This window comes from Alteromonas sp. Cnat2-8 (assembly GCF_022348355.1).
In the GTDB taxonomy this organism is placed as follows: domain Bacteria; phylum Pseudomonadota; class Gammaproteobacteria; order Enterobacterales; family Alteromonadaceae; genus Alteromonas; species Alteromonas macleodii.
Genome location: NZ_JAKREX010000003.1, coordinates 620,511 through 643,272 on the forward strand (window position 1 = coordinate 620,511; position 22,762 = coordinate 643,272).

4 protein-coding genes are annotated in these 22,762 nt (G+C 46.6%); 3 read left to right on the top strand and 1 reads right to left on the bottom strand.

The features are described 5' to 3' along the window. The first annotated feature begins 457 nt into the window (after positions 1-457). The 3 genes from MHN00_RS10540 (at position 458) to MHN00_RS10550 (ending at position 21,392) form a co-directional block, all read left to right on the top strand. Positions 458-17,719, top strand: a complete 17,262-nt coding sequence (locus MHN00_RS10540; protein ID WP_239301120.1) for a tandem-95 repeat protein — start codon at positions 458-460, stop codon at positions 17,717-17,719. Further along, positions 17,716-18,486, top strand: a complete 771-nt coding sequence (locus MHN00_RS10545; RefSeq protein ID WP_239301121.1) for an outer membrane beta-barrel protein — start codon at positions 17,716-17,718, stop codon at positions 18,484-18,486. Before MHN00_RS10540 ends, MHN00_RS10545 begins: the two co-directional genes overlap by 4 nt. Positions 18,487-18,668: 182 nt before the next feature. Continuing rightward, positions 18,669-21,392 carry an ATP-binding protein gene (locus tag MHN00_RS10550; protein WP_039226836.1) on the top strand — a complete coding sequence of 908 codons (2,724 nt, stop codon included), beginning with the start codon at positions 18,669-18,671 and terminating at the stop codon, positions 21,390-21,392. A 234-nt stretch (positions 21,393-21,626) separates the two neighbouring features. Here the strand turns inward: MHN00_RS10550 and MHN00_RS10555 are convergent, their stop codons facing one another. Continuing rightward, positions 21,627-22,652, bottom strand: coding sequence for a transporter substrate-binding domain-containing protein (locus MHN00_RS10555; RefSeq protein WP_239301122.1), 1,026 nt, complete (start codon positions 22,650-22,652; stop codon positions 21,627-21,629). Positions 22,653-22,762 lie beyond the last annotated feature (110 nt).

The window sequence follows — 22,762 nt, forward strand, 5'->3', positions numbered from 1 at the left end:
CTGAAAGTTTATTGCGTAGGATCAAGAAACACAAGTTTTATTCGTGATATCACGTACGAATTTTTGAAAATTTAATGTTTCTCTATACCCAGACTGCGAGCTTGTTTTTCGCACAAAACGTGTCGCTAGCCTGCAAATTTAAAGCGTTTTGAAAATGAAATAGGGGTTTACCCTCATTACCTTTCCTTAACCTTATGTCTACTATTTTTCTTATAACAGAGCCTGTACTGTCCTTCGAAATACGTTCGTAACCTACTAACTTATAAAAAGATATTAGGTTTTTATTATTCAAAAAATCGTTTTGTTAGTTGGCGAATTTGAATTTCATGAACTAGGTTTCAAAGTCTTTGTTTGGAAGTTGTTTACATTATTTTAACGTTTCTAGCAGAGGTAATTGGAAAAGTAACAGTGAGTAGAGGTTTTGCTCGGCCTCAATAAATTGAATGAAAGGAAAGACATGATCCGCACATTGTCCAAAGCCCTCATTACCGCATCGCTATTTCTAAGCACAGCTCAAGTTGTCTTTGCTGCAACACCGATTATCACAAACTCACCGCCGCAAAGTGCGTTTATAGGGGAGTCATTTTGTTACGACATACCGTTAATTAACTCAGGTACAACAGGGTATGGCCCTTATCTTCGCGTTATTCATGATGCTGACTTAACATTTAACGGTGCGACGTTTATAGGAAGTAACAGCGCTACGGTTAATGTAGGCACGTTTGACACCGTTGCGAACAACAATGAGCTCGAAGATCCTATCATTGCGCAAACCGTTGCGGGCACCGAAGGGTTCAGTTTTTCAACGGTAGATATCCCAGTGGGCTCGGTTGTAACCAATGGCCCTGATTTAACTACAAATGTTTGTTTCACTATAGACAGCAATGCAACGCCAGCGGAAGCGTTTGCTATCGAGGTAACGCCTGTTTATGAGTTTGGTGACACAGCAACAGGTGATAACGGCCCAATAGTAGGAACAACGCAAAGTGCGTCGGTTGAGGCAGCCCTCTACCAAGTAACTACGCAAAGCTCTGCTGCGGAAAACGAGCTTGCTGCGGGCCCTAGTTTTTCAGCAACCGTTACACATACGGTAGATGTTGCAAATGGCCCAACGATAGACAGCTTGCAGTTCACAGATGTTTTAGACAATGGTGTTCAGTATAGCGCTCAAGCTACGATAACTGGTGGAACTGGGTGCGCTATAGATAGTGAACCTTCTACATCCAGTACTGGTGGCATTTTAGATGTTTCGTGTGCTTCTGCTACGGGAACAAGCAGTGCAAATGATGTGCGCGTGAGCTACCCCATGCATTTTATTAATGTCCTGAATGCGCAGCAGTGCAGTGCGTCAAGTATTGTGCATCCGCTTGACTTTAATGCGAGTTTTAACGGCAATGGGCTTACCCAGGTTTCTAGCAGTGACACGGTTACGGCAAAGCATGTTGCAATACAGCAAGGTGTAAATACAGGAGAGTCAAGTCCCGGCAACACACTTACCGTTACTAACTCAATCCAAATTTCTGATTACGTATCGGTAGACTCTTTAATTCTTAACGACACCATAGCCGATGGCGTCGATTTTTCATCTGATATCACGGTTAACTATGGTGGAAGTACGTTTAACATAACGAGGCCTGCTTCAAGTACTGATGCCAGTCAAAATGAGGCCATCACTTACAACGTTACTAACGCAACAGGCACGCTTCCGGGGGGAAGCGTTTTGACGGTTTCTTACACCGTAGATATTCAGCAAAATTACGTTGGTGGTTACACAGGGGTTGATAGTAATGCCCCTGTCGTTGCTAACGATTCACTGTCGTTTTCTCAAAGTGCACAATATAACGTAGCAAGTGGTGCGTCGAGCTGCTTGGAAGGCTCAAGTGCTTCGGTCTCTATTGAGGGTATTCGTACCTTTAAATTTCTTGTTGACGGTAACGGCGATACAACCACACAACTATTACAGTACGCACCGGGTGAAAGCGTTACCTATCGTTTGCGCATGGATATTCCTTCTGGCGATACTAACGACATTGTATTTGTAGATTTTCTTCCTTTGCCCGTTTTCTTAATCCCAGAAACGACTGTCGATACAAATTCAAATATTGCGAGCAACACCAGCTTTTCTTATACCGCTGAAAATACGGTAACAACCCTCACACCTACAATCACGGTATCATCTGCTGAAAACAGCGTAACAATAGACTGGGGCAGTATCTCAACAACCCAAGCTGAAGTACTAGAAGTTGATTTTACCGTTGAGGTAACCGATAAGCCCTATGCTGATGGGTTGGAATTGGCGAACTTATTCCAAGGTACTTCGACCAATACGCCTGATGCAATCACTGCCGATCTTAAGTCAGCTAAAATTCTTGTTCGTGCTCCAGAATTGACCGTTTCACTTGCTACTTCTGCAGGAAATGTAGATGCCGGAGATACGATTCAGTACACCTTAACAGTAACTAACGAAGGTGGTGCTACATCATTTGACACCACCGCCAGTGTTCCTATCGTTTCTGGCGTGGCTTCGCAGAGCCTTGTATCTGCAACAGTCGATGGGAATGGTGTAGCCTTGGGCAGCGGCTCACTAGCAGATGGTACTTACAGCATACAGAACCTCGCCGCAGGTGAAGTTTACGTGCTTACTTTCACTCAAGATATTGCACAAACTGCAGAGCCTAACGATGTCATCACGTCTGAAGCGACGATTGATTGGGCTTCTGCACAGGGGCAGGCTGCGACCTTTGATCCGCAGTCAGATGACGCATTTGTCACCGTTTCAGATATTGCTATTGCTTCAACAATAGTAAGCCCCACGGGGAATGTTGTGGTAGGTGATACCGTACATTATCGGGTAGACGTGACTTTGCCAGAGGGCACAACGAATGACTTAACGGTAGATATGACGCTCCCTGCTGGCTTTGAATACAGCAATACGTTAACGGTAAATTCAACAGGTTTTGACGGAACCGTAAGTGCCAGCCCAACCGTGACATCGTCTGGCACTGTCGCTAGTGGGCAAACGGTTAGAGCCGTGTTTAACGGCAGTACAACCACTAATAATGATAACGATCCAAGCGATAATACATTTTCAATCACGCTTGAAGCCTTGGTGCAAGATATCGCGCAAAATGCAGCTACAACGTCAACGCAAAGCAAGCAGCTGCAGGTAAATGCGGGAACCAACAATACCACCAACAATGCGTCAGCTACGTCAACTAATCAGTTTGCTGAACATGTGTTAAGTGCAACAACAAGCGTGTCGCCTAGCTCTGGCGTAGAAGCAGGTGATACGGTAACTGTAACCATTAACGTTGAAAATACAGGTACAGCTACCGCTTATGATGTTGAAGTGGTCAGCAATGTTAATACTGATATTTTCACAAATGTAACCGAAGGGACAACCCCAATTGGATTTACTTATGCACTTCAAAATACACCAGAAAGAGTAACGTATTCAGGTACGGAGCTAGCCGCTGGTGATAGCGTGCAGTTCACTTATACTGCTGAAGTAAAAGCAGGTGCACAGACTGGTTCCTCTTTTGATATTACCGCGCAAGCTACAGGTGATAGCCAAACAGGCGATCAAGCCGTTGAGCGTGACTCTCAGTCCAGTAGCACAGGTACCACGGCCACAAGAGCAATCTCAGCTGACAATATTACGTTGATAGCTTCTTCAGAAACTTTTACGAGTGATTCAGGTACTCGTGAATCGGCTATAGGGGAAGTGCTTACCTACGCGTTTACAACTGTCGTACCAGAGGGACAGACGCTAGAAACTGCTAATCAGGACATTATCGAAGTTATTCTGCCTGCTGGAATGGCCTATCAAGCGGGCACTGCCTTAATTCGCGGAACATTTGATACGGGCTTTACGACTGCAAACGGCGTGTCGATCACTGCTTCAAATACTTCCGTTACCCCTGTTATCAATGGGCAGTCGGTTGTTTTCGATTTAGGTGATGTTACAAATAATGACAACGATGCGGGTGATGAAAGTATTACGGTAACCCTTGATGTACTTACCCAAAACACGAGTGACAACAACCGTACTAACAACAAGACGGTAACGGGGGAAGTAAACTACCTTAACCAAAGCAGCACAAATCAAAGTAACAACACGACTCAGAATATTCGTATTGCTGAGCCAAACCTAACTGTTACAAAAACAGCTTCGCCATCAACTGTAGATGGTGGCAGCGAAGTAACATTCACCGTTACGTTAACAAATACGTCGGGAACTGCCGTATCGCGTGCGCATGACTGGTACATCAACGACAACGTGCCAGCGCGTTTTAACAGTGTGGCACTGGTTAGCGCAATACATTCACGAGGGGCAGGCATTGATGTATCAGCCTGTGCAAGCATCAGTGGTAACGAGCTAACGGTTGAGTCAAATAACGTTAGTTGCCCGGCCAGCAATATTGATTACCTAGCAGCGGGTGAAAGCGTCACCGTTGTGTACACTGCTAACGTCAATTTTGATATCGCATTTGAAGAAACCGTAACCAATACCGTTTCAACTTCGGCAACGTCTTTGCCAGGCGCATCAGGTACTGGAAATGCGACGCCAGGCGCAGCCGGTTCAGATACCGGTGAACGTACTGGTAGCGGCGCGAATAACGACTCAGGCCAAAACGTTAACGATATCGCTGATTCTGCTATGGCATCAGTGACCGCCAATGCGCCCACGCTTACGTTAACGACTACTGCATCAGATGCTGCAATCGGAACTGTGGTTGATTTAACGGCAAGTTTCTCTATACCAACGGGTACAACAGACAACTTTGTTTATACGTTAGATCTTCCTTCAGGCTTAACGTATACCGGCGACGCCATTACCATTACAACACCAGTGTCAGATTTCACCAGCACAAATACACCTAATACCACTCCTGGTGAAGGAACCGACCCAGTAATATTAGATTTTGGTACCATCACCAACAGCGCTTCAACGTCTCAACAAGTTACCATTGCTGTGCCTGTTGAAGTCGCCAATATTTTAAGTAACCAAGCTGGAACAACGCTAACTAGTGCCGGTTCACTTAGCTACCAAGACGTGAGCACGCCAGCACCTTCTGCGAATGTTGACGTGGATGTTATCGAACCGAATTTATCTATTACGCAAACCATCATTGCAGGTGCGACATCAAGTGATAGCGGTGATACGGTAACGTATCGCACAGTGGTAACCAACACGGGGAATACTGCAACCGCGTACGCCGTTACCTTTGAAGATGTGATGCCTGCAGAATTACTTGGAGGGCCTGACGGCAGCGGTTCTGGTGTTACCTTCTCAGCAATAACGCTAACTAACCCGAGTGATGAGGCAGTACTAACCGGCACGAACACAGCACTGACCGCAAGTGATGTCAGTGAGACTACTACGACTAACACTGGCGATACGCTGTCGGTTGCAGCATTCGACCTACCAGCACTTGCAAGCGTTACCGTCGAATACAGCGTTATAATGGCCAACGAAGCAAGCGCTGGTGAAACGCTAACTAATTCAGTTGAAGCAATCTATAACAGTCAGCTAGACGGCAGCGGACGTAGCAGCGCCGATGGTGGAGATGACGACAATAACGCTACGTTAAATAACTACCGTGAAACAGCTAGTAGTAATGTAACGGTAGATAACACACTGGCTATTCAATCTGCACTTAATGCTACACATAGCGATAATGATTTCGCAGTGGGTGAGTCGGTTTCTATTGATGCGCGTATCGATTTAGTGGAAGGCACAATTAGCGGTGTTTCTATTGTAAATACGCTGCCAGCGGACATTCGCTTTGACAGTATTAGTATTAACAGCCCAGCGCAAATTAGCTATGACGGCGCTGCAACCGCTTCGGTGTCTGGCAATGATGTCACGGTTGACTTTGGAACTGTGAGCAACACCGCAGATGGCAATAGCGCAAATGATTACATAACGGTTACGTTTACCGGTGTTGTAGAAAACGAAGTAGGCAACGCGCAGGGTACAACACTTACTAATAGTGTGAATGCATCAGGTGGCGGCGAAAGCGCAGGTCCATCTACTCTCGAGATCGATATCGTTGAGCCAAATTTAGACTCAACAATGACGCTCGATAAAACCTCGGTATCGTTGGAGGATACCTTTACCCTAACTATTAACGTAGGCCACAACTCTAGTTTTGCCGACGCGTTTGAAACCACGTTTAACGTTTCAGTTCCTAGCGGTCTAACTTATGTAGCAAATAGCTTCATGGGGCAAGGTACGATTGATGACACGTCGCCTACGCTACTTGTCGTAGATATGGGCAGTATCACGCTGGTCGAAGGCAGCAAACAAGTGACAATGCAGTTCACTGTAGATAGTGATGCTGATGTGGGTAATGCGCTATCTATTGGGTTGACTAATGGTGCATATAGCTCAATGAGCGGCGACACTGCTGACGAGCGAGACTACAGCTTTGCCGATTCAATTAACGTAACAGGTGATATCGCCGCATTCATCGGCGCAACGCAATCAGTTGTGCTATCTGATGATGTCAATGGTAATGGGTTCATTGATGCTGGTGACACCGTATTAGTCACTGCAACGCTAACTAATGAAAGCGATAGTGCCACAGCCACTGACGTTGTATTTACTCATGGGATTCCTGCAAATACAAACTATGTAGCAGGGTCCGCGACAACGACGAAAGGTACCCTTGATGATAGTGCCGGCATCACGGTAAATGTTGGCGATATGGCATTTGGTGAATCTGAAACCATTACATTCGAGTTGCTTGTTGATGCCAATGTGGCTAACAACACGTTAGTCTCGCTACAAGGTAGCGTGGATTCATCTGACACAGTAGCAGAGCCAACTGACGCCGATGGTAACGATGTAAACGGCGACCAGGCAAACACCTTCAGAGTGGGCACACCAGCAAACACAGCAGATTTAGATATTACTCAACTGGTACGTCTATCAACCGATGCTGATACCAATGACGTCATTAGCCCTAATGATACGTTAACCATTACGTATTTACTTGAAAATACGGGTAGCCAAGCGCTATCAAACATTGCCCTAAGTGACGCTATACCCGCAGGTCTTACTTACGTCGCTAATTCGGCGCAGGTAAGCGGTGGACATACGGTTAGTGTAATAGGTAGTTCACTAAGCGCAGATTTTATCACGCTAGCAGCTGGCGCCAGTGAAACGGTTTCTTTTGATGTCACCATCGATTCACCGCTGGTTGATTTCAATGGCAATGCCGCAAACGAAAGCTTCTCGCTACAAGGTGAAGCAACCAGTGACGAAACTAATACTATCTATGCAGATAATAACCGTGCAGATAGCGATGGTTTCCAGCCGCTCACGTTCAGTGCATCGACGGGCGCGGGCACGCCAGAACTAGAGATTATTCAATACTATGAACTTGTTAACGATGTAGACGGTGATGGGGTTGTTGACCCAGGTGACAGCGTACGCATTTACACCGTGGCAACCAATCAAGGTTCAGCGACTGCAGAAAACGTTTCATTTACTCAGCCGGTCAATGCAGGCTTAAGCGTGGTAGCTAATACAGCTGTTACCAGCCAAGGTGTTGTAGTAAGCGAAACGCCATTTGACGTAAACGTGGGCGGAATTGCCCCAAGTGAAACGGTAACCGCTTCTGTGGTGCTAACGCTAGATGCTAATGCAGCTGACAACACCGTATTTTCAGTTCAAGCGCTGTTTAGCGGTGACAACCTCGGTGCCAACCAGTTAAGCGACAACGACAGTAACGCTTCTGATGGCGAGAATGCTCTGCTTATTCCGGTTACTTCACAAGCGCAAACCGTATCTGCGCCAACCTTTACCCTTACCGATACCAGTGATGGTGGTACATCTGGTAACAATTTTGTGCAGGGCGAAACACTAACCCTTACACAAACTGTTACTGTGCCAAAGGGGACAACAGACGATTTAAGCTTAAGCGTTACCTTACCTGCTAATGTTTCATTGCTCGCAGGGGCGGGGGAACTTGCTCGTACCTTTAATACTGGCCTTTCTTCAGGTGTCAATCCAGCAAGTATTAACAGTGCTGCTAGCGGCACAGCGGTTAACGTGAACGGCAATATTAGTGTGTCTAACAATACGCTAACGCTTGATTTAGGCAGTATTGTAAATAGCGATAATGATGGTGACACTGAAACCTATGTGTTTAGCGTTGAGCTAGACACCAGCGCCCTAGTGCCCAGTGCGGCTACCCAAGATTTAACTATTTCTTCTGCGCTTAGCTACGTTGATGGCGCAGCTCAGCCTCAGTCATTAAATGCTAACGACGTGACGGTAACCTTACTTAACCGTATACCATCAGCGAATGATGATAGTTTCACTGTAGATGAAGATACAACCAGCAATACGTTAGCGGCCCGTAGCAATGATAGCGACGCAGACAGCGGTCAAAGTATCATCATTACCTCTGTAGCTACGCCAAGTAACGGCGGTACGGTAACTACAGATGGCGCGAACTTGATTTATACGCCGGCAGCTGATTTCTTCGGCACCGAAACCGTGCAATACACCCTTACCGATAGCGCAGGCGGTAGCGACACCGCCACAGCAACATTTACGGTAAACAATGTTCAAGATGCGCCTGTAGCACAGGCCGACTCAGCCAATACCACTGAAGACACACAAGTGGTAGTAAATGTCTTGGCAAATGATTCCGATGTGGATGGCGATACACTGTCTATCACAGCGGCTAATTCTAGCAACGGTGCGGTTTCGTTTGCGGGAAGCAACATCACCTTCACGCCTGCACAAGACTTTAACGGTCCAGCACTCGTGACCTATACCATTTCTGATGGAAATGGGAACATTGATAGCGCGAATCTAACGGTAGACGTGCAAGCAGATAACGATGCACCGGTTGCCACAAACGACAGTGCGAATACTAACGAAGATAATGACGTAATTATTGATGTGTTAGCTAACGACAGTGACGTAGATGGCGATGCCCTAAGTGTTACTGCGGTGTCGGCAGGCGCTGGTGCGGCCTCCGTAAATTCAAATGGCGATGTTCTTTATACGCCGCCGGCCGATTTCAATGGCCCTGTTACACTTAATTACACGGTTTCTGATGGAAATGGCGGAACCGATTCAGCTTCTGTATCGGTAACGGTTAATGCGGTAAATGACGCGCCAATAGCTAACCCTGATTCAGAGACGGTGAACGAAGACAGCAGCGTAATTATTGATGTTTTGACTAACGATACTGACGTAGATGGCGATGCGTTGTCGATCACCAATGCAGCATCGCCAAATGGTTCAGTAACCTTTAGCGGAAACAATATTACCTTTACACCTACGGCCGACTTTAATGGCGCAACAACCGTAACTTATACCATTAGTGACGGTGCAGGTGGAACGGCATCAGGTACGGTGACTATTAATGTTACTAACGTCAACGATGCACCAGTGGCAAGCGACGACACGGCCAGCACGAACGAAGACACAGCGGTAGTTATTAATGTATTGGCTAACGACACCGACATTGATAACGATGCATTAAGCGTATCAAGTGTATCGGCAACCAATGGTAGTGCAGTAGTTAATGGCGATGGCAATGTGGTGTTTACGCCTGCGGCAGATTACAACGGCAGTGCCACAGTAGCCTATACGGTAACAGACGGTAACGGCGGCAGTGACAATGCGTCGGTGTCTGTAGCTATTGCAGCGGTTAACGACAACCCAATCGCTAATCCAGATACCGCAAGTGTCAATGAAGACGAGTCGGTTAGCATTAATGTACTTGCTAACGATACCGATGTTGACGGCGACACCTTAAGTGTGGCGAGCGCCTCTGTGACAACAGGTAGTGTGCAGGTTGTAGGTAACCAGGTGAACTACACGCCAGACGCTGACTTCAACGGCAGCGCCACTATTACTTACACCATCGAAGATGGTGCGGGCGGCAGCGCTAATTCAACGGTGGCAGTGACGGTTGTAAACGTTAACGATGCCCCCGTTGCGAATAATGATACAGCTAGCGTTGATGAAGACAGCAGCGTTGTGGTTAACGTTATTGCTAACGATACAGATGTAGACAACGATACCCTTGAGTTAACTGCGGTTAATGCTAGTACTGGTACGGCAACCATTAATAGCGATGGTAATCTTTTGTATACGCCGGATGCCGACTATAACGGTGCTGCAACAGTGACGTATACCGTTTCTGATGGAAACAGCGGCTCTGATTCAGCAACAGTGTCAATTACGGTAAACCCAGTAAATGACAATCCGGTGGCTGTGGCAGATACGGCGAGTGTACAGGAAGACGAAACGGTAATTATTAATGCGCTTTCGAACGACAGTGATATTGACGGCGACACGTTGCAACTGTCGGCTGCAAGCAGCAGTCAAGGCACTGCAACTATTACCGGCGATAATACGCTTAGCTTTACGCCAAGTGCCGACTTCAACGGTACAGCCGCGATTACTTACAGTGTATCTGATGGCGCTGGTGGTAGCGCCTCATCGACAGTCACCGTTACGGTGGCGCCTGTTAACGACGCACCAGTAGCCAATGATGACGCTGGAAGAGTTACCGAAGATTCAAGCACTACGCTTGCTGTATTAGACAATGATACAGATGTTGACAACGATGAATTAAGCGTGTCATCTGCTAGCGCATCTGAGGGGACTATTACAGTTAATGCAAATAACAGTGTGACGTATACACCACCTGCTGATTTTGATGGGGCAGCAACGGCCACCTACACTGTTTCAGACGGAAATGGTGGAACCGCCACTGCCAGCATTAGCTTTACGGTAGAAGGGGTGAACGATGCTCCTATCGCTTTGGACGACACCGCTATTGTTGATGAGGACGCTTCAGTAACAGTAGCTGTTCTCGCCAATGACTCTGATATAGATGAAGATGTGCTTTCAGTCTCGGTGGCCTCGTCAGCGCAGGGTAGTGCAGTGATCACGGCAGATAGCCAGGTTACTTTCTCGCCAAATGCTGATTTTAATGGCGAAGCGACAGTGTCATATACGGTAAGCGATGGTAATGGTGCCACTGATACAGCAACGATCACTGTTACTGTTAACCCGGTTAATGATACACCGGTAACGGTGGATGATACGGCCACAGTCGAGGAAGATGGCTCTGTTGTTACCGACGTGCTCGCGAATGACTCTGACATTGACGAAGACGTACTGACTATTTCAGACGTAACCGTTGACGAAGGTTCAGTAGCTATTCAAGGTGGCCAAGTAAACTACACACCAGATGAGAACTTCAATGGTACAGCAACCATTACCTACACGGTTTCTGATGGCAATGGAGCAACAGCAACAGGTACGCTTGTTGTAACGGTTACCGCAGTTAACGATGCACCTACACTTGCTGATTTCACTGCTGCAACAAACCAAAATGAAGCATTAACGATCGATGTTATCGCCAATGTTGAAGATGTAGATACAGATGATACGCATACTATCGTTAGCGCCACATCTTCAGACGGCACGGTTGAAATTGTTGACGGCAAACTGGTTTATACGCCGTCTGAAGATTATTCCGGTGAAGTAACCATCGATGTTTGTATTCAAGATGCTGAGGGCGAAGAGGCTTGTGCGCGTATTACCGCTACAGTGGTGTATACAAACATTGGTCCAGTCGTTGAAGATCTCGAGTTCACCATTTACGAAGGGGATAGCCTACCCATCACGCTAACGGGTACCGACGCAGACGAAGACGTTTTAACGTTTGAATTGGTAACGTTGCCAACAGGTGAAGTGTTAGGTTCTGCTCCTTCTTTGCTGTACGTTACTCCAGAAGATTACAACGGTACGGTACTGTTCAGCTATAAAGCGAACGACGGTCAAGAAGATTCGAACACTGCCAATATCACAGTGAATGTGGTGGCCGTGAACGACGCGCCTGTCGCCGTTGCTGATTTAGCTGAAGCGACAGATCAGAACAGTGTAACTATTGATGTACTAGCAAACGATAGCGATATCGAAGGCGACCTGCTAAGTATCGTTGGTGCAAACTCTGATTTTGGTAGCGTAGAAATTATCGATAATGCATTGGTGTTTACGCCAGGTGAAGGCACTTCAGGAGAGGTACAGATAGAGTACACGATTGTCGATCCTTCAGGTGCAACATCAACATCCTATGTTGTGGTGAACGTAGTGCGCACCGTAACCCGCAACGATGCAAACCCGAGAGTAATTGCGCCAGCTGATATTGAAGTTGACGCGAACGGATACCTTACGCTTGTAGACTTGGGCGTTGCAACGGCTACCACATCTCGCGGTCAATCATTACCAGTGACCTTATTGAACGGTCAAACCCGCTTTACGCCAGGGCTACATACTGTTTACTGGCAGGCAACTGACGATGAAGGCAATACGACAACGGTTAGTCAAACTATCCGCGTAAACCCTCAAGTGTCATTAAGTGATGATGTGGTTGTAACCGAGGGTGGTGCAGCAAGTTTTGATGTACTGTTAAGCGGCGATGCACCTAGTTACCCAGTAACAGTGAGCTACACGGTTTCAGGTACTGCAGATACGAGTGATCACGACCTTATCTCTGGCACTGTCACTATTGAGAGCGGTACACAGGCCACAGTTAAATTCAATATTATCCCCGACACGATTATCGATGACGGCGAAACGGTAATCGTAACGCTAAACGAGAACGTAAATGTCGGAGAAAAAGCGTCGCAGACCACAACAATTGCAGAAGCACCAGTGGCCCCAGTTGTAGCGCTGTCAGTTGAGCAAGGTAACACGACAACGTTAACTGTTGGCCAAAATGAGGGTTTAGTCGACGTTCTAGCGGCTATCAGTCACACCAATCCAGCCGCTGACTTTATCTACGACTGGAGTAATTCATCATCAGAGCTTACTAATGTTTCAGGTGATGATGGCGTATTTACTTTCGACCCTGCTCTAGTAGCGCCAGGTGTTTATGCGGTTACGCTACTTGTGGCAGACAGTGAAAACCCCACGCTTGTAAGTTCACGCACAATTTATATTGAAGTGGTACAAACCTTACCCGAGCTTACAGGTGCAGACACCGACGGTGACGGCCTGCCAGATAATATTGAAGGCGCAGGTGATGCCGACTTAGACGGTGTGCCAAACTACTTAGATAGCATTGCGCTATGTTCCCTAGCACCAGAAATTGCAGGTGAAAGCGCACAATATCTTGTTGAGTCAAACGCTGGTACATGTGTAAGTGCGGGTGAGTACACCCGTGGCACTTCAAATGCTGGCGTATTGCTACTTGCTGATGACAGCGCAGTAACAAGTCGCATTCCGACAGATACGGAAGCTAACAATGTTGGTGGGTTGTTTAACTTCGACGTTGTTAATAGTCAGTCTAATCAAGCACAGTTTGATGTGGTTATTCCGCAGCGCAATGCCGTACCAGAAGACGCATTTATGCGTAGCTGGACTGCTGAGCTAGGTTGGTTCGACGTTATTGCAGACGGCGACGCAGTGATTTACTCAGCACCAGGCGCACCAGGTTTCTGTCCTGTCGTTAATAGTAGCGAATGGCAAGAAGGTCTGGTTGCAGGTAGCTGGTGTGTGAAGCTGACGCTCATTGATGGCGGAAGTTACGATGCTGACGCTACAACCAATGGAGCGGTTAGCTTTGTTGGTGGAGTAGGCACATTTGTTAATGGCAATACACTTCCTGACGTTCAAGACGATCAGCTGGCTATTAAGCTTAACGAAGCGGTAGAGGTTGACGTACTGGCTAATGACACAGATGCAGATGGCGATGCACTTACGCTTATTTCAGTATCGGCTGATTTTGGAACTGCGACTATTGTTGATGGATTAGTGTCATACACGCCACCGGAAGGTTTCGTAGGCACAGTAACGGTTACCTATACCGTGTCAGACGGTATGGGTGGCACGGTAACGGGTACCTTGGTGCTAACCGTTGCAGAGAACAATATCCCTGTTGCAAATGATGACAGCTTTACGTCTCAAGAGGACGAGGCGGTAACCTTGGATGTGCTGTCTAACGATACCGATGAAGACGGCGATACGTTATCCATTACCGAAGTAACAGCATCTACAGGCAATGTGATTTTGTTGCCAAACGGAGAATTAAGTTATCAAGCGCCTGCCAACTATAACGGCGTGGTCACTATTGAATACACCATTTCAGATGGTCATGGTGGTACTGATACAGCGCAGGTAACCTTAACTATCACTGCGGTGAACGATGCCCCTGTTGCCGTTGATGACACAGCAAGTGTTACCGAAGATGGCAGTGTTACTGTAACCGTACTAACAAACGATAGCGACGTCGACGGCGATGTACTAACGGTAACCATGGCAAGTACTGAGAACGGCAGTGTAGCGGTCAATAACGGCACTACTGTTACCTATACACCTGTTGCCAATGTAAATGGTGAAGCAACATTTACCTACACTATCAGTGATGGCTTCGGTGGTACTGATACCGCGACGGTTACCGTAGTCATTGTTGCTATTAACGACGCACCAGTAGCAAACAACGACCAAGCTAATGTAAGTGAAGACAGCAGTGTCATTATTAATGCACTTGCCAACGATGCTGACATTGACGGCGATACGTTAATCATCACAGATGCAACGGCTAACTCGGGCACGGTAACCATTAGTAGTGATGGAAACATTGTTTACACGCCGCTGCCTAACTTTGTTGGAACGGCGATCATCACCTACACCATTTCAGATGGGAATGGCGGTGAAGCGACCGCACAAATTATGGTGACGGTTGAAAACGTGAATGATGCACCGACCCTTGAAGGTGGCGAAGTATCTACTAATCAAGACACGCCGCTTAGTATTAACGTGTTATCCAATGCAAATGATATCGACGGTGATACGCTCACTATTGCTAGTGCCGAAGCGACTAACGGCACTGTAGAAATCGTCAATGGGGTGGTTACATTTACGCCTGCAGATGGTTTCCACGGCACTGCCACCATTACGGTGTGTGTGGCTGACCCTTCGGGCGCGCAAGCGTGTGCGATCTATACGGTAACGGTAATCGACACTAACGATGCGCCAACGGTGATGGACTTAACGTTCACAATGGAAGAAGACGCAACACTGCCAATTCGATTACAGGGTAGTGACGCAGACGGCGACGCGCTAACGTACCAGTTGGTAACATCACCAGACGGTGAGCTTGTTGGTCGCTTGCCTAGCGTATTGTATGCACCTGAAGCCGACTTCAGTGGCACAACAAGCTTTACCTATACCGCAAATGATGGTGAGGAAACCTCCAACGTAGGTACCGTAACCATCAACGTGAACCCCCTGAACGATGCGCCGGTTGCCCGTGATGATGAGATAACGTTGGGTAACTACAACCCAGTTGCAATTGATGTACTGGCCAATGACTCTGACGCTGATGGCGATACATTACGCATCATCGGTGCCCGCGTTGAATTAGGCGACGTTTCTTGGGCTGACGACTCACTTACCTATACGCCGCTTGAAGGTTTTGTCGGTGAAATAGTAATTGACTACACCATCACCGACCCTCAAAGCGAGGTTGCTCGTGCGTCAGTGATTGTAGATGTTATGCCTGATGATTTGGCCGACCGCCCAGTTATTGAAGTACCAGAAGACGTGTTTGTAGATGCTAATGCACTATTTACCAAAATCGACCTTGGCGTAGCGTCGGCTGTCGATAAATTTGGCAATCCGTTACCTGTGTCATTAGTCGATGGCCTTATCTTCTACGAACCGGGTAATAATACCGCATACTGGCAGGCGACTGATGAGGACGGTTTAACTTCTGTGGCAAGCCAAGCTGTACGCGTACGTCCTTTGGTTTCTATCACTAAGGATCAGGTTGTGCTGGAAGGTCATGAAGTTGAATTTGGCATTCATCTAAACGGTACGTCACCAGTATATCCGCTAGAAATTCCATATACAGTAAGTGGTACGGCAGATAGCAGCGACCATGACCTGGTTGATGGCGTCATCGTGATGGAATCAGGTAGCGATATAACGGTGAGCTTCAATGTGTTCCCTGATGCGGATATTGAAGGTATAGAGACGATCACAATTGAGCTTTCTGATGTGCTTAACATAGGTAATAAGTACATTCACGAAATTACAATTCGCGAAGATAACGTGAACCCTGATGTTGACCTGTTTACCGAGCAGGACGGCGAATCAAGAATTCTCGTTATCCCTACTGGTTCTGACGTGTTAGTCACCTCTACTGTTGACCATCCAGACCCAACCAATGAGTATGAATTTGTGTGGACATCACTGGATGCAGACATTGCAGATACCGATAGTGTTAATGACACCTTTACGTTTGATCCAAGTGGCTTGGACGTGGGGGTTTACCGAATTCGTGCAACGGTCACAGACGCAGATGACACGGCCTTTACAGACTCGGATACCTTATACATTCAGGTAGTTGATGCGTTACCTACACCTGCTGAACTTGATAGTGATGGTGACGGCGTGCCGGATGTTGTGGATGGCCTTGCAGATAGTGACAGAGACGGTATTTTGGATTACCTAGATCCAACGCCTGAGTGTAATGTGCTTCCACAAGAAGTGGCGTTTGTTGACGGCTACATGGTGGAAGGTGACCCAGGCGTTTGCTTGCGCCTAGGTAACTTCTCTGTAAGTAGTGAGCTCGGCGGCGCGAAAATCATTGATGGCGATATTGCCGGCGACGATGACATTGTCCCTGACCCAGAAGCGACAAATATTGGCGGCATTTTCGATTTCATTGCCTATGGTTTACCTGAAGCGGGTCAAACGCTGAATATTGTTATGCCACAGCTTAAGCCAATACCTGCAAATGCGGTGTACCGTAAGTTCACGCCTGAAAACGGTTGGGTAACGTTTACGGAAAACGCGAACAACCGGTTATGGTCTGTTGAAGGTGAGCCAGGCTATTGCCCACCTCCAGGCGGTGACTACTGGACAGAAGGCCTAACTGAAGGGCACTGGTGTGTGCAGTTAGAAATTCTTGATGGCGGTGTAGATGATGATGACGGTTTAGTAAACGGTACGATTGTCGACCCAGGTGGTGTAAGTGTCATGTTTAATGGCAATACACAACCCGTGGCAAATGACGATGCAGTAACTATCATTGTTGATGAGTCTGTAACTATTGAAGCCTTAAGTAACGATGCAGACCCGGATGGCGATGACTTGCGTATTACCTCTGCTACAACCACCTTCGGCACAGCTGTGATAGCGGGGGATACCATCGAATACACGCCTCCACTTGGCTTTATTGGCGAAGTGATTGTTAATTATGGTATCAGTGATGGAAACGGAGGTTCAGACCTGGGTGTAATTACGGTAACCATTATTGGTAACAATCCTCCACAGGCTGTAGACGATACTGTAACGATAGACGTTGACCAATCTGTAACCGTTAACGTGCTTGCCAACGACTTCGACGAAGATGGCGATAGTATTCGTGTTGTAAGTGCCCAGGCATCAATCGGTAGCGTATCTGTTAACCCTGACGATACATTGACCTTTACGCCGCCTGCTGCGTTTACGGGCAATGCTGTAGTCACCTATATTATTGAAGATACACAGGGCGGAACGAGCGAGGGTAGACTAACCATTACTGTTCAACCCGTAACGGTTAGAATTGAAAACTCTGGCGGAGGCGGTGGTAGCATGAACGCTATGCTGCTGATGTTACTGGTATTTGTTATGACATTGCGCCGCTTATTAGCGGCGCAAAGAAAGGGAGTAAAAGCGTGAGCGTAGCTAAGATGAATAGAACTTTTAGGTATGGGATTGTTAGCGCTGTTGCAATGGGAGCAATGTTTTCATTTCCAACCATGGCTCAGCAACCTAATAAAGAAAGGGATGCTTCCCCTTTTTTAGCTAGCAAAACTCAATGCTTATCTGAAGAGGATGCCTCAAAACTTTCTAAAGAATATGAAAAGTGCACGGCTAAACAGTTTTTCATAAGCGGGAGTTGGGGGAGCGCATCAGGAGATTTCAAGGAAAGCGATGTACAACAAGAAGCCGCAGAGCTAGGCTTTGATGTCTTCGACATAGATATTGATGACACCCGCAGTGCGTGGAAAGCGGTAGTAGGTACCAATATTACCGAAAACAGCTTTATTCAAATCGGTTATACCGATTTAGGTGATGTATCGGCAGCATTTTCAACCACGACCAACGAGCCATCTCGCTTTTTCAGCGAGACATCGCGTATTCGCCCAACATCAGTAGATGGCTATACATTAAGTGTAGCCTATCAGTTTTTACGTCATGAGGACTGGTTTTTACATGCGCATGTGGGCTTATATTTTTGGCAAGGTAATTACGATTCGTTAGATGTGTTTGAGGATACAGCCCTACTTCAAGACGTTGATGATGAAGGCACGGATTTGTTCTATGGCATTGGCGCTAACTGGCGTATCCACGATGATTGGGTTGCAACGATTGAGTATGAACGTTACGACATAGATGATAATGCTACTGACCTCGCGTCCGTTGGCATTAGCTATTTGTTTTAATATTTGCGGTCTAAGGCCTAAACTACTCGCAAACAAACTCAAGGAAGGGAGGGGAAACGCCTCTCTTCCTTAGATCTACTTTTCCGATATAACATGCTTTCTCAGCCATAAGTTGTTATCGTGTGGGATACTCTACGGAACACACGACGAAAGCTCGCTTTCTTGATACTTGGCGCAAAGTAATGCAAACAATTGACAATACCCCTACAACGCTTCAAAACTGTGAAGATGAAGCTATCCACTTGATTGAAAGCGTACAAAGTTTTGGGTATGTCATAGCCATTAACCCTAGTACCAAAAAAATTCAGGTGGTGAGCGAGAACATCAATGACATGTTCAACGTAGACGTCGTTCCCGGTGAAACACTTATCACTGAACTGATTGACATTCCCTCTCCTGAAGCGCGCACATTCCAGACAATTCACGATGCTGTAAAAGGCGGAAATGTACGCCACGCCTACCAGTGGAAGTTTGCTGAAAATGCGCTCCATCTCAAAGATTGGGAGAAAGAGGGCAGTGGTGTTGCCTTCGATTCTAATGGCCTGTTGGTTATAGAGCTTGAGCCAACCCCTCAACTAAGCTTTGAGGCGGCGCAGCAATGGGTGCCAATGGATGTAGATATTCGCGCATTGTTACCCAATGTCGATGACCGCGACTCCATAGGGGATGTTGCCGATGCTATCGCTCAGGTATTTAAGCAATACATAGGTTTCGACTCGGTCATGGTTTATCAGTTTGACAAAACCTACTGTGGTGAAGTGATTGGTGAAGCCGCAAGTGCAGATTCTCGCTCATTCAAAGGGTTGAAGTTTCCCGCTTCGGATATCCCTAGTCAGGCCCGTGAACTGTATCTAAAAAATCGAGTGCGCTGTGTCTACGATGTAGAAGAGCAAGTTATAGGCCTTAAGCCTTCGGTTAAAGAGGCTGAACGTCCGCCATTGGATTTATCAATGTCAATGGTTCGCTCTGTTTCGCCTATGCACATTGCCTACCTTAAAAATATGGGGATCCGCTCTTCATTTTCAGTTTCGCTTGTTTTTGAGGGTAAGCTGTGGGGATTGTTAGCATGCCACAACAGTGAACCGGCTTACATCGACCAGAAGAAACGTTTAGTTTGCGAATCATTAGGTCACCTTTATGCCTGGCAGCTTCACACGAAAGCACTGCATAAAAAGAAAGAGCAATTTCAAATTCGCCAACGCAAGCTGAACCATATTGTTCACCAGCTTACTTCATACACGAACCCGCTTGAGGCCATCACGCAGAAAGAAGGAGACTTACTGGATGTTGCTGATTCGTGCGGTATGGCTGTGGTTACCCCTACGGGCAACTATCTGGTTGGTAAGACTCCCACAGAGAAAACCTTGGCAAAATTGCTCGAAAAATTTGCCATTAGCGGCTCTGAGCAGTCCATTGCCATAAACCGATTAACAAATGAAATTTTAGATAGCGGCGACCTAAACGGCATTCGAGGCATGTATATTTCCTGCGTGTCTTCAAAACTGGGCTACTACACGGTTTGGTTTAGAGAGCAGAAAGACAAGACCATTCGTTGGGCGGGTCGCGATGCAGCCAGAAAAGATATTGGAAAGTCTCTTACCCCTCGTAATTCGTTTGATATGTATTTGCAAAGTGTCGCTGATGAATCGGTAGAGTGGACCGAAGATGATCAACTAATCATTGAAGGTTTTGACCATCTGTTTATACCTTACGCGCTAAGCTTAAAAGCGTCGCTCGATAAGCAAATTAGTAAATTAGAAGAGCTGGATAAAGCGAAAGATCAGTTTCTTGCCAGCATTTCTCACGAGCTACGTTCACCACTTAACTCTATTGTGGGGTGGACCGATTTAGCGCTTATGGATGTCGGCAATGTGGACAGAATGACTGATGCCCTTGGCGTGATAAAGCGCGCGGCATCAACTCAGGCAGCACTGATCAACGACATTCTCGATTTATCCCGTATTATTTCAGGTACGATGAAGCTCAGTACCCATTCGCTTAATATCGCTGGGTCAATATCTGAAGTTGCCAAATCTTTCGAGGCTGGGTTTGCGAGCAAGAATATTCAGCTTTCGATAAATTGCGAAGACGATCACACGCAAATTCTGGGTGACAATCTCCGTATAAAACAGGTTATCAATAACCTGTTGAGCAATGCGCTTAAGTTCACGTCGAAAGGCGGTACTGTGCATGTAAGAGGTCGAAGAGAGCATTCGAACTACCTTTTCCGCGTTAAAGACAATGGCAAAGGTATGACGCGCGAGCAGCTATCTCATGTTTTCGAACGTTTTTATCAAGGCAAAAACGAGCACAACAAACATGGGTTGGGCTTAGGCCTGTCTATTGTGAAAAGTTTAGTAGAGATGCACGGTGGTGAAATTTATGCTGAAAGCGACGGACCTAATACAGGAACAACGTTTTACGTAACGCTGCCTATTGCGCCGCTTAATTTGCACGACGACATTATTGAAACTAAGAACTCTGAAATTAGCGACCTGACTGAGTCTTTGCGTTTGAACGGCTTACGGATTTTAGTCGCAGAAGATGAGCAAGACGCCCGTGATTTCATAAAGCTATTTCTAGAATCTAACGGTGCGCGAGTTAATGTTGTGAAGAACGGCCTGTTAGCATGGAAAGAAATTAACGATATGCCAGAAGCCTTCGATCTTCTGCTATCGGATATTGGTATGCCGGAAATGGACGGGCTGGGTTTAGTTTTAAAAATAAGAGCCAGTGAAATACCAGAAATTGCAAAGCTTAATGCCGTAGCACTGACCGCTTATGCCTATACATCTGATCGCGTTAAAGCACTTAAAGCTGGCTTTAACAACTATGTGTCAAAGCCAGTCGATGGCGAAGAATTGCTGACAATTCTGGAAATGTACTTACCAGAAACGTCACACTAACGCAGCCGACTCCCCGTCTTCTTTGCAACCTTTGATCAGCAGTATTGCGAAGATAGAGCGAGAAGATAGAGCGTTAACAAGGCTGACGCATATCTTTGAATAGGTCGTTTAGTTTAAGCAACGACAGGTATGCTTTGTAGTGTAGAAGTCGCGTAGTCGACTTCGTGCTTCTCTACCTAATTTAATGCCTTTCAACGCTCATTGCTTTCAAAGTTCACCGAAGTCAAAATTCATCTACCAGCGGCGAAGTAGTAGCTGGTAGGTGGTTCTATCTAACAGCGACTCGCGGGGCGACGAACTTTCTGCATCGGGAAGGGCTGCACGCGCTTCCTCAAGCGATGCATATCTATCCCCGTCAATATAAAACGCGCTGGCTTCAGATGTAGGTTTACCGTCAAGGGAATAGGCGGTGTTTAACAAGTCTGACGTGGTAGTTATGTTGCTGTGCCCGATAAAGTCGGCAACGCCATCGCCATTCACATCTTTGGTGAGCCAAGCTAACTCAAGTGGCTGATTCAATTCCCCCGAATTCTGCATTGTCGACACAGCTTGATTGAATTGCGCAACAATCCTTTCAGCGTTAGCAACATTTTTGCTGATAGCTATTTGAAATCCGGTTTTTGCTAGAGGTTTTGCTGAAAAGTGCAGGGTTTCTTCATTATCGTTAGCCAGCAGTATGTTTAGCTCTCGCGCAAGCAGCTGGGTGGTAATTAAGTAAGGCGCTCTATCGTCGGCAAGTTGGCGAAATGCATCAAAAGTAGTGGGGTTGCGTGACCACTTTATATCTTTCAGCAGTCTGAATGATGGCGTATTCGCAAAGCGATTTTCAATAGCGACCCGGTTGTCTTTTAAATGAGGAAAAAGCTTTATTGCCTCAACGTCCGCCTCTTTACTTACCGCGTAAAGGTAAATGGGTAAGTAGATATCGGATAGAACATAGTTGCTGCTGTCCTCGCCCAAATTAACGTAGGCAAATTCACCGTCTAGCCTACCTGTGAGAACAGAACTGCCCAAAAAAGCTTGTCGCATAACCTGAAGTTGGATATCCAACTCCGCCTTCTGAAACACCTTTTCGAGCAGTGTGTTAACTCGAGCAGGCTCCCCATCGTCGCTAATGTAGGTCTCGAAGGAAGCTGCACCTAATTTGGTAGGGGCGGCATGTAATTGCGAAACATTTAAACAACAAAGGGCTAGGCTTATGCCTAATAAAGAAAGACGTTGAGTGAAAATAGAGAGCGAGAACGCGCTGAATCTTACCAAAGGTGAACTCCGAACTGCCGTCATACATTTACTACACTGTAATGCAGTTAGTCGCTTAATTCCAATAAACACATACTGGCTTAAATTAACAAAATGTAAGCGACATCAAT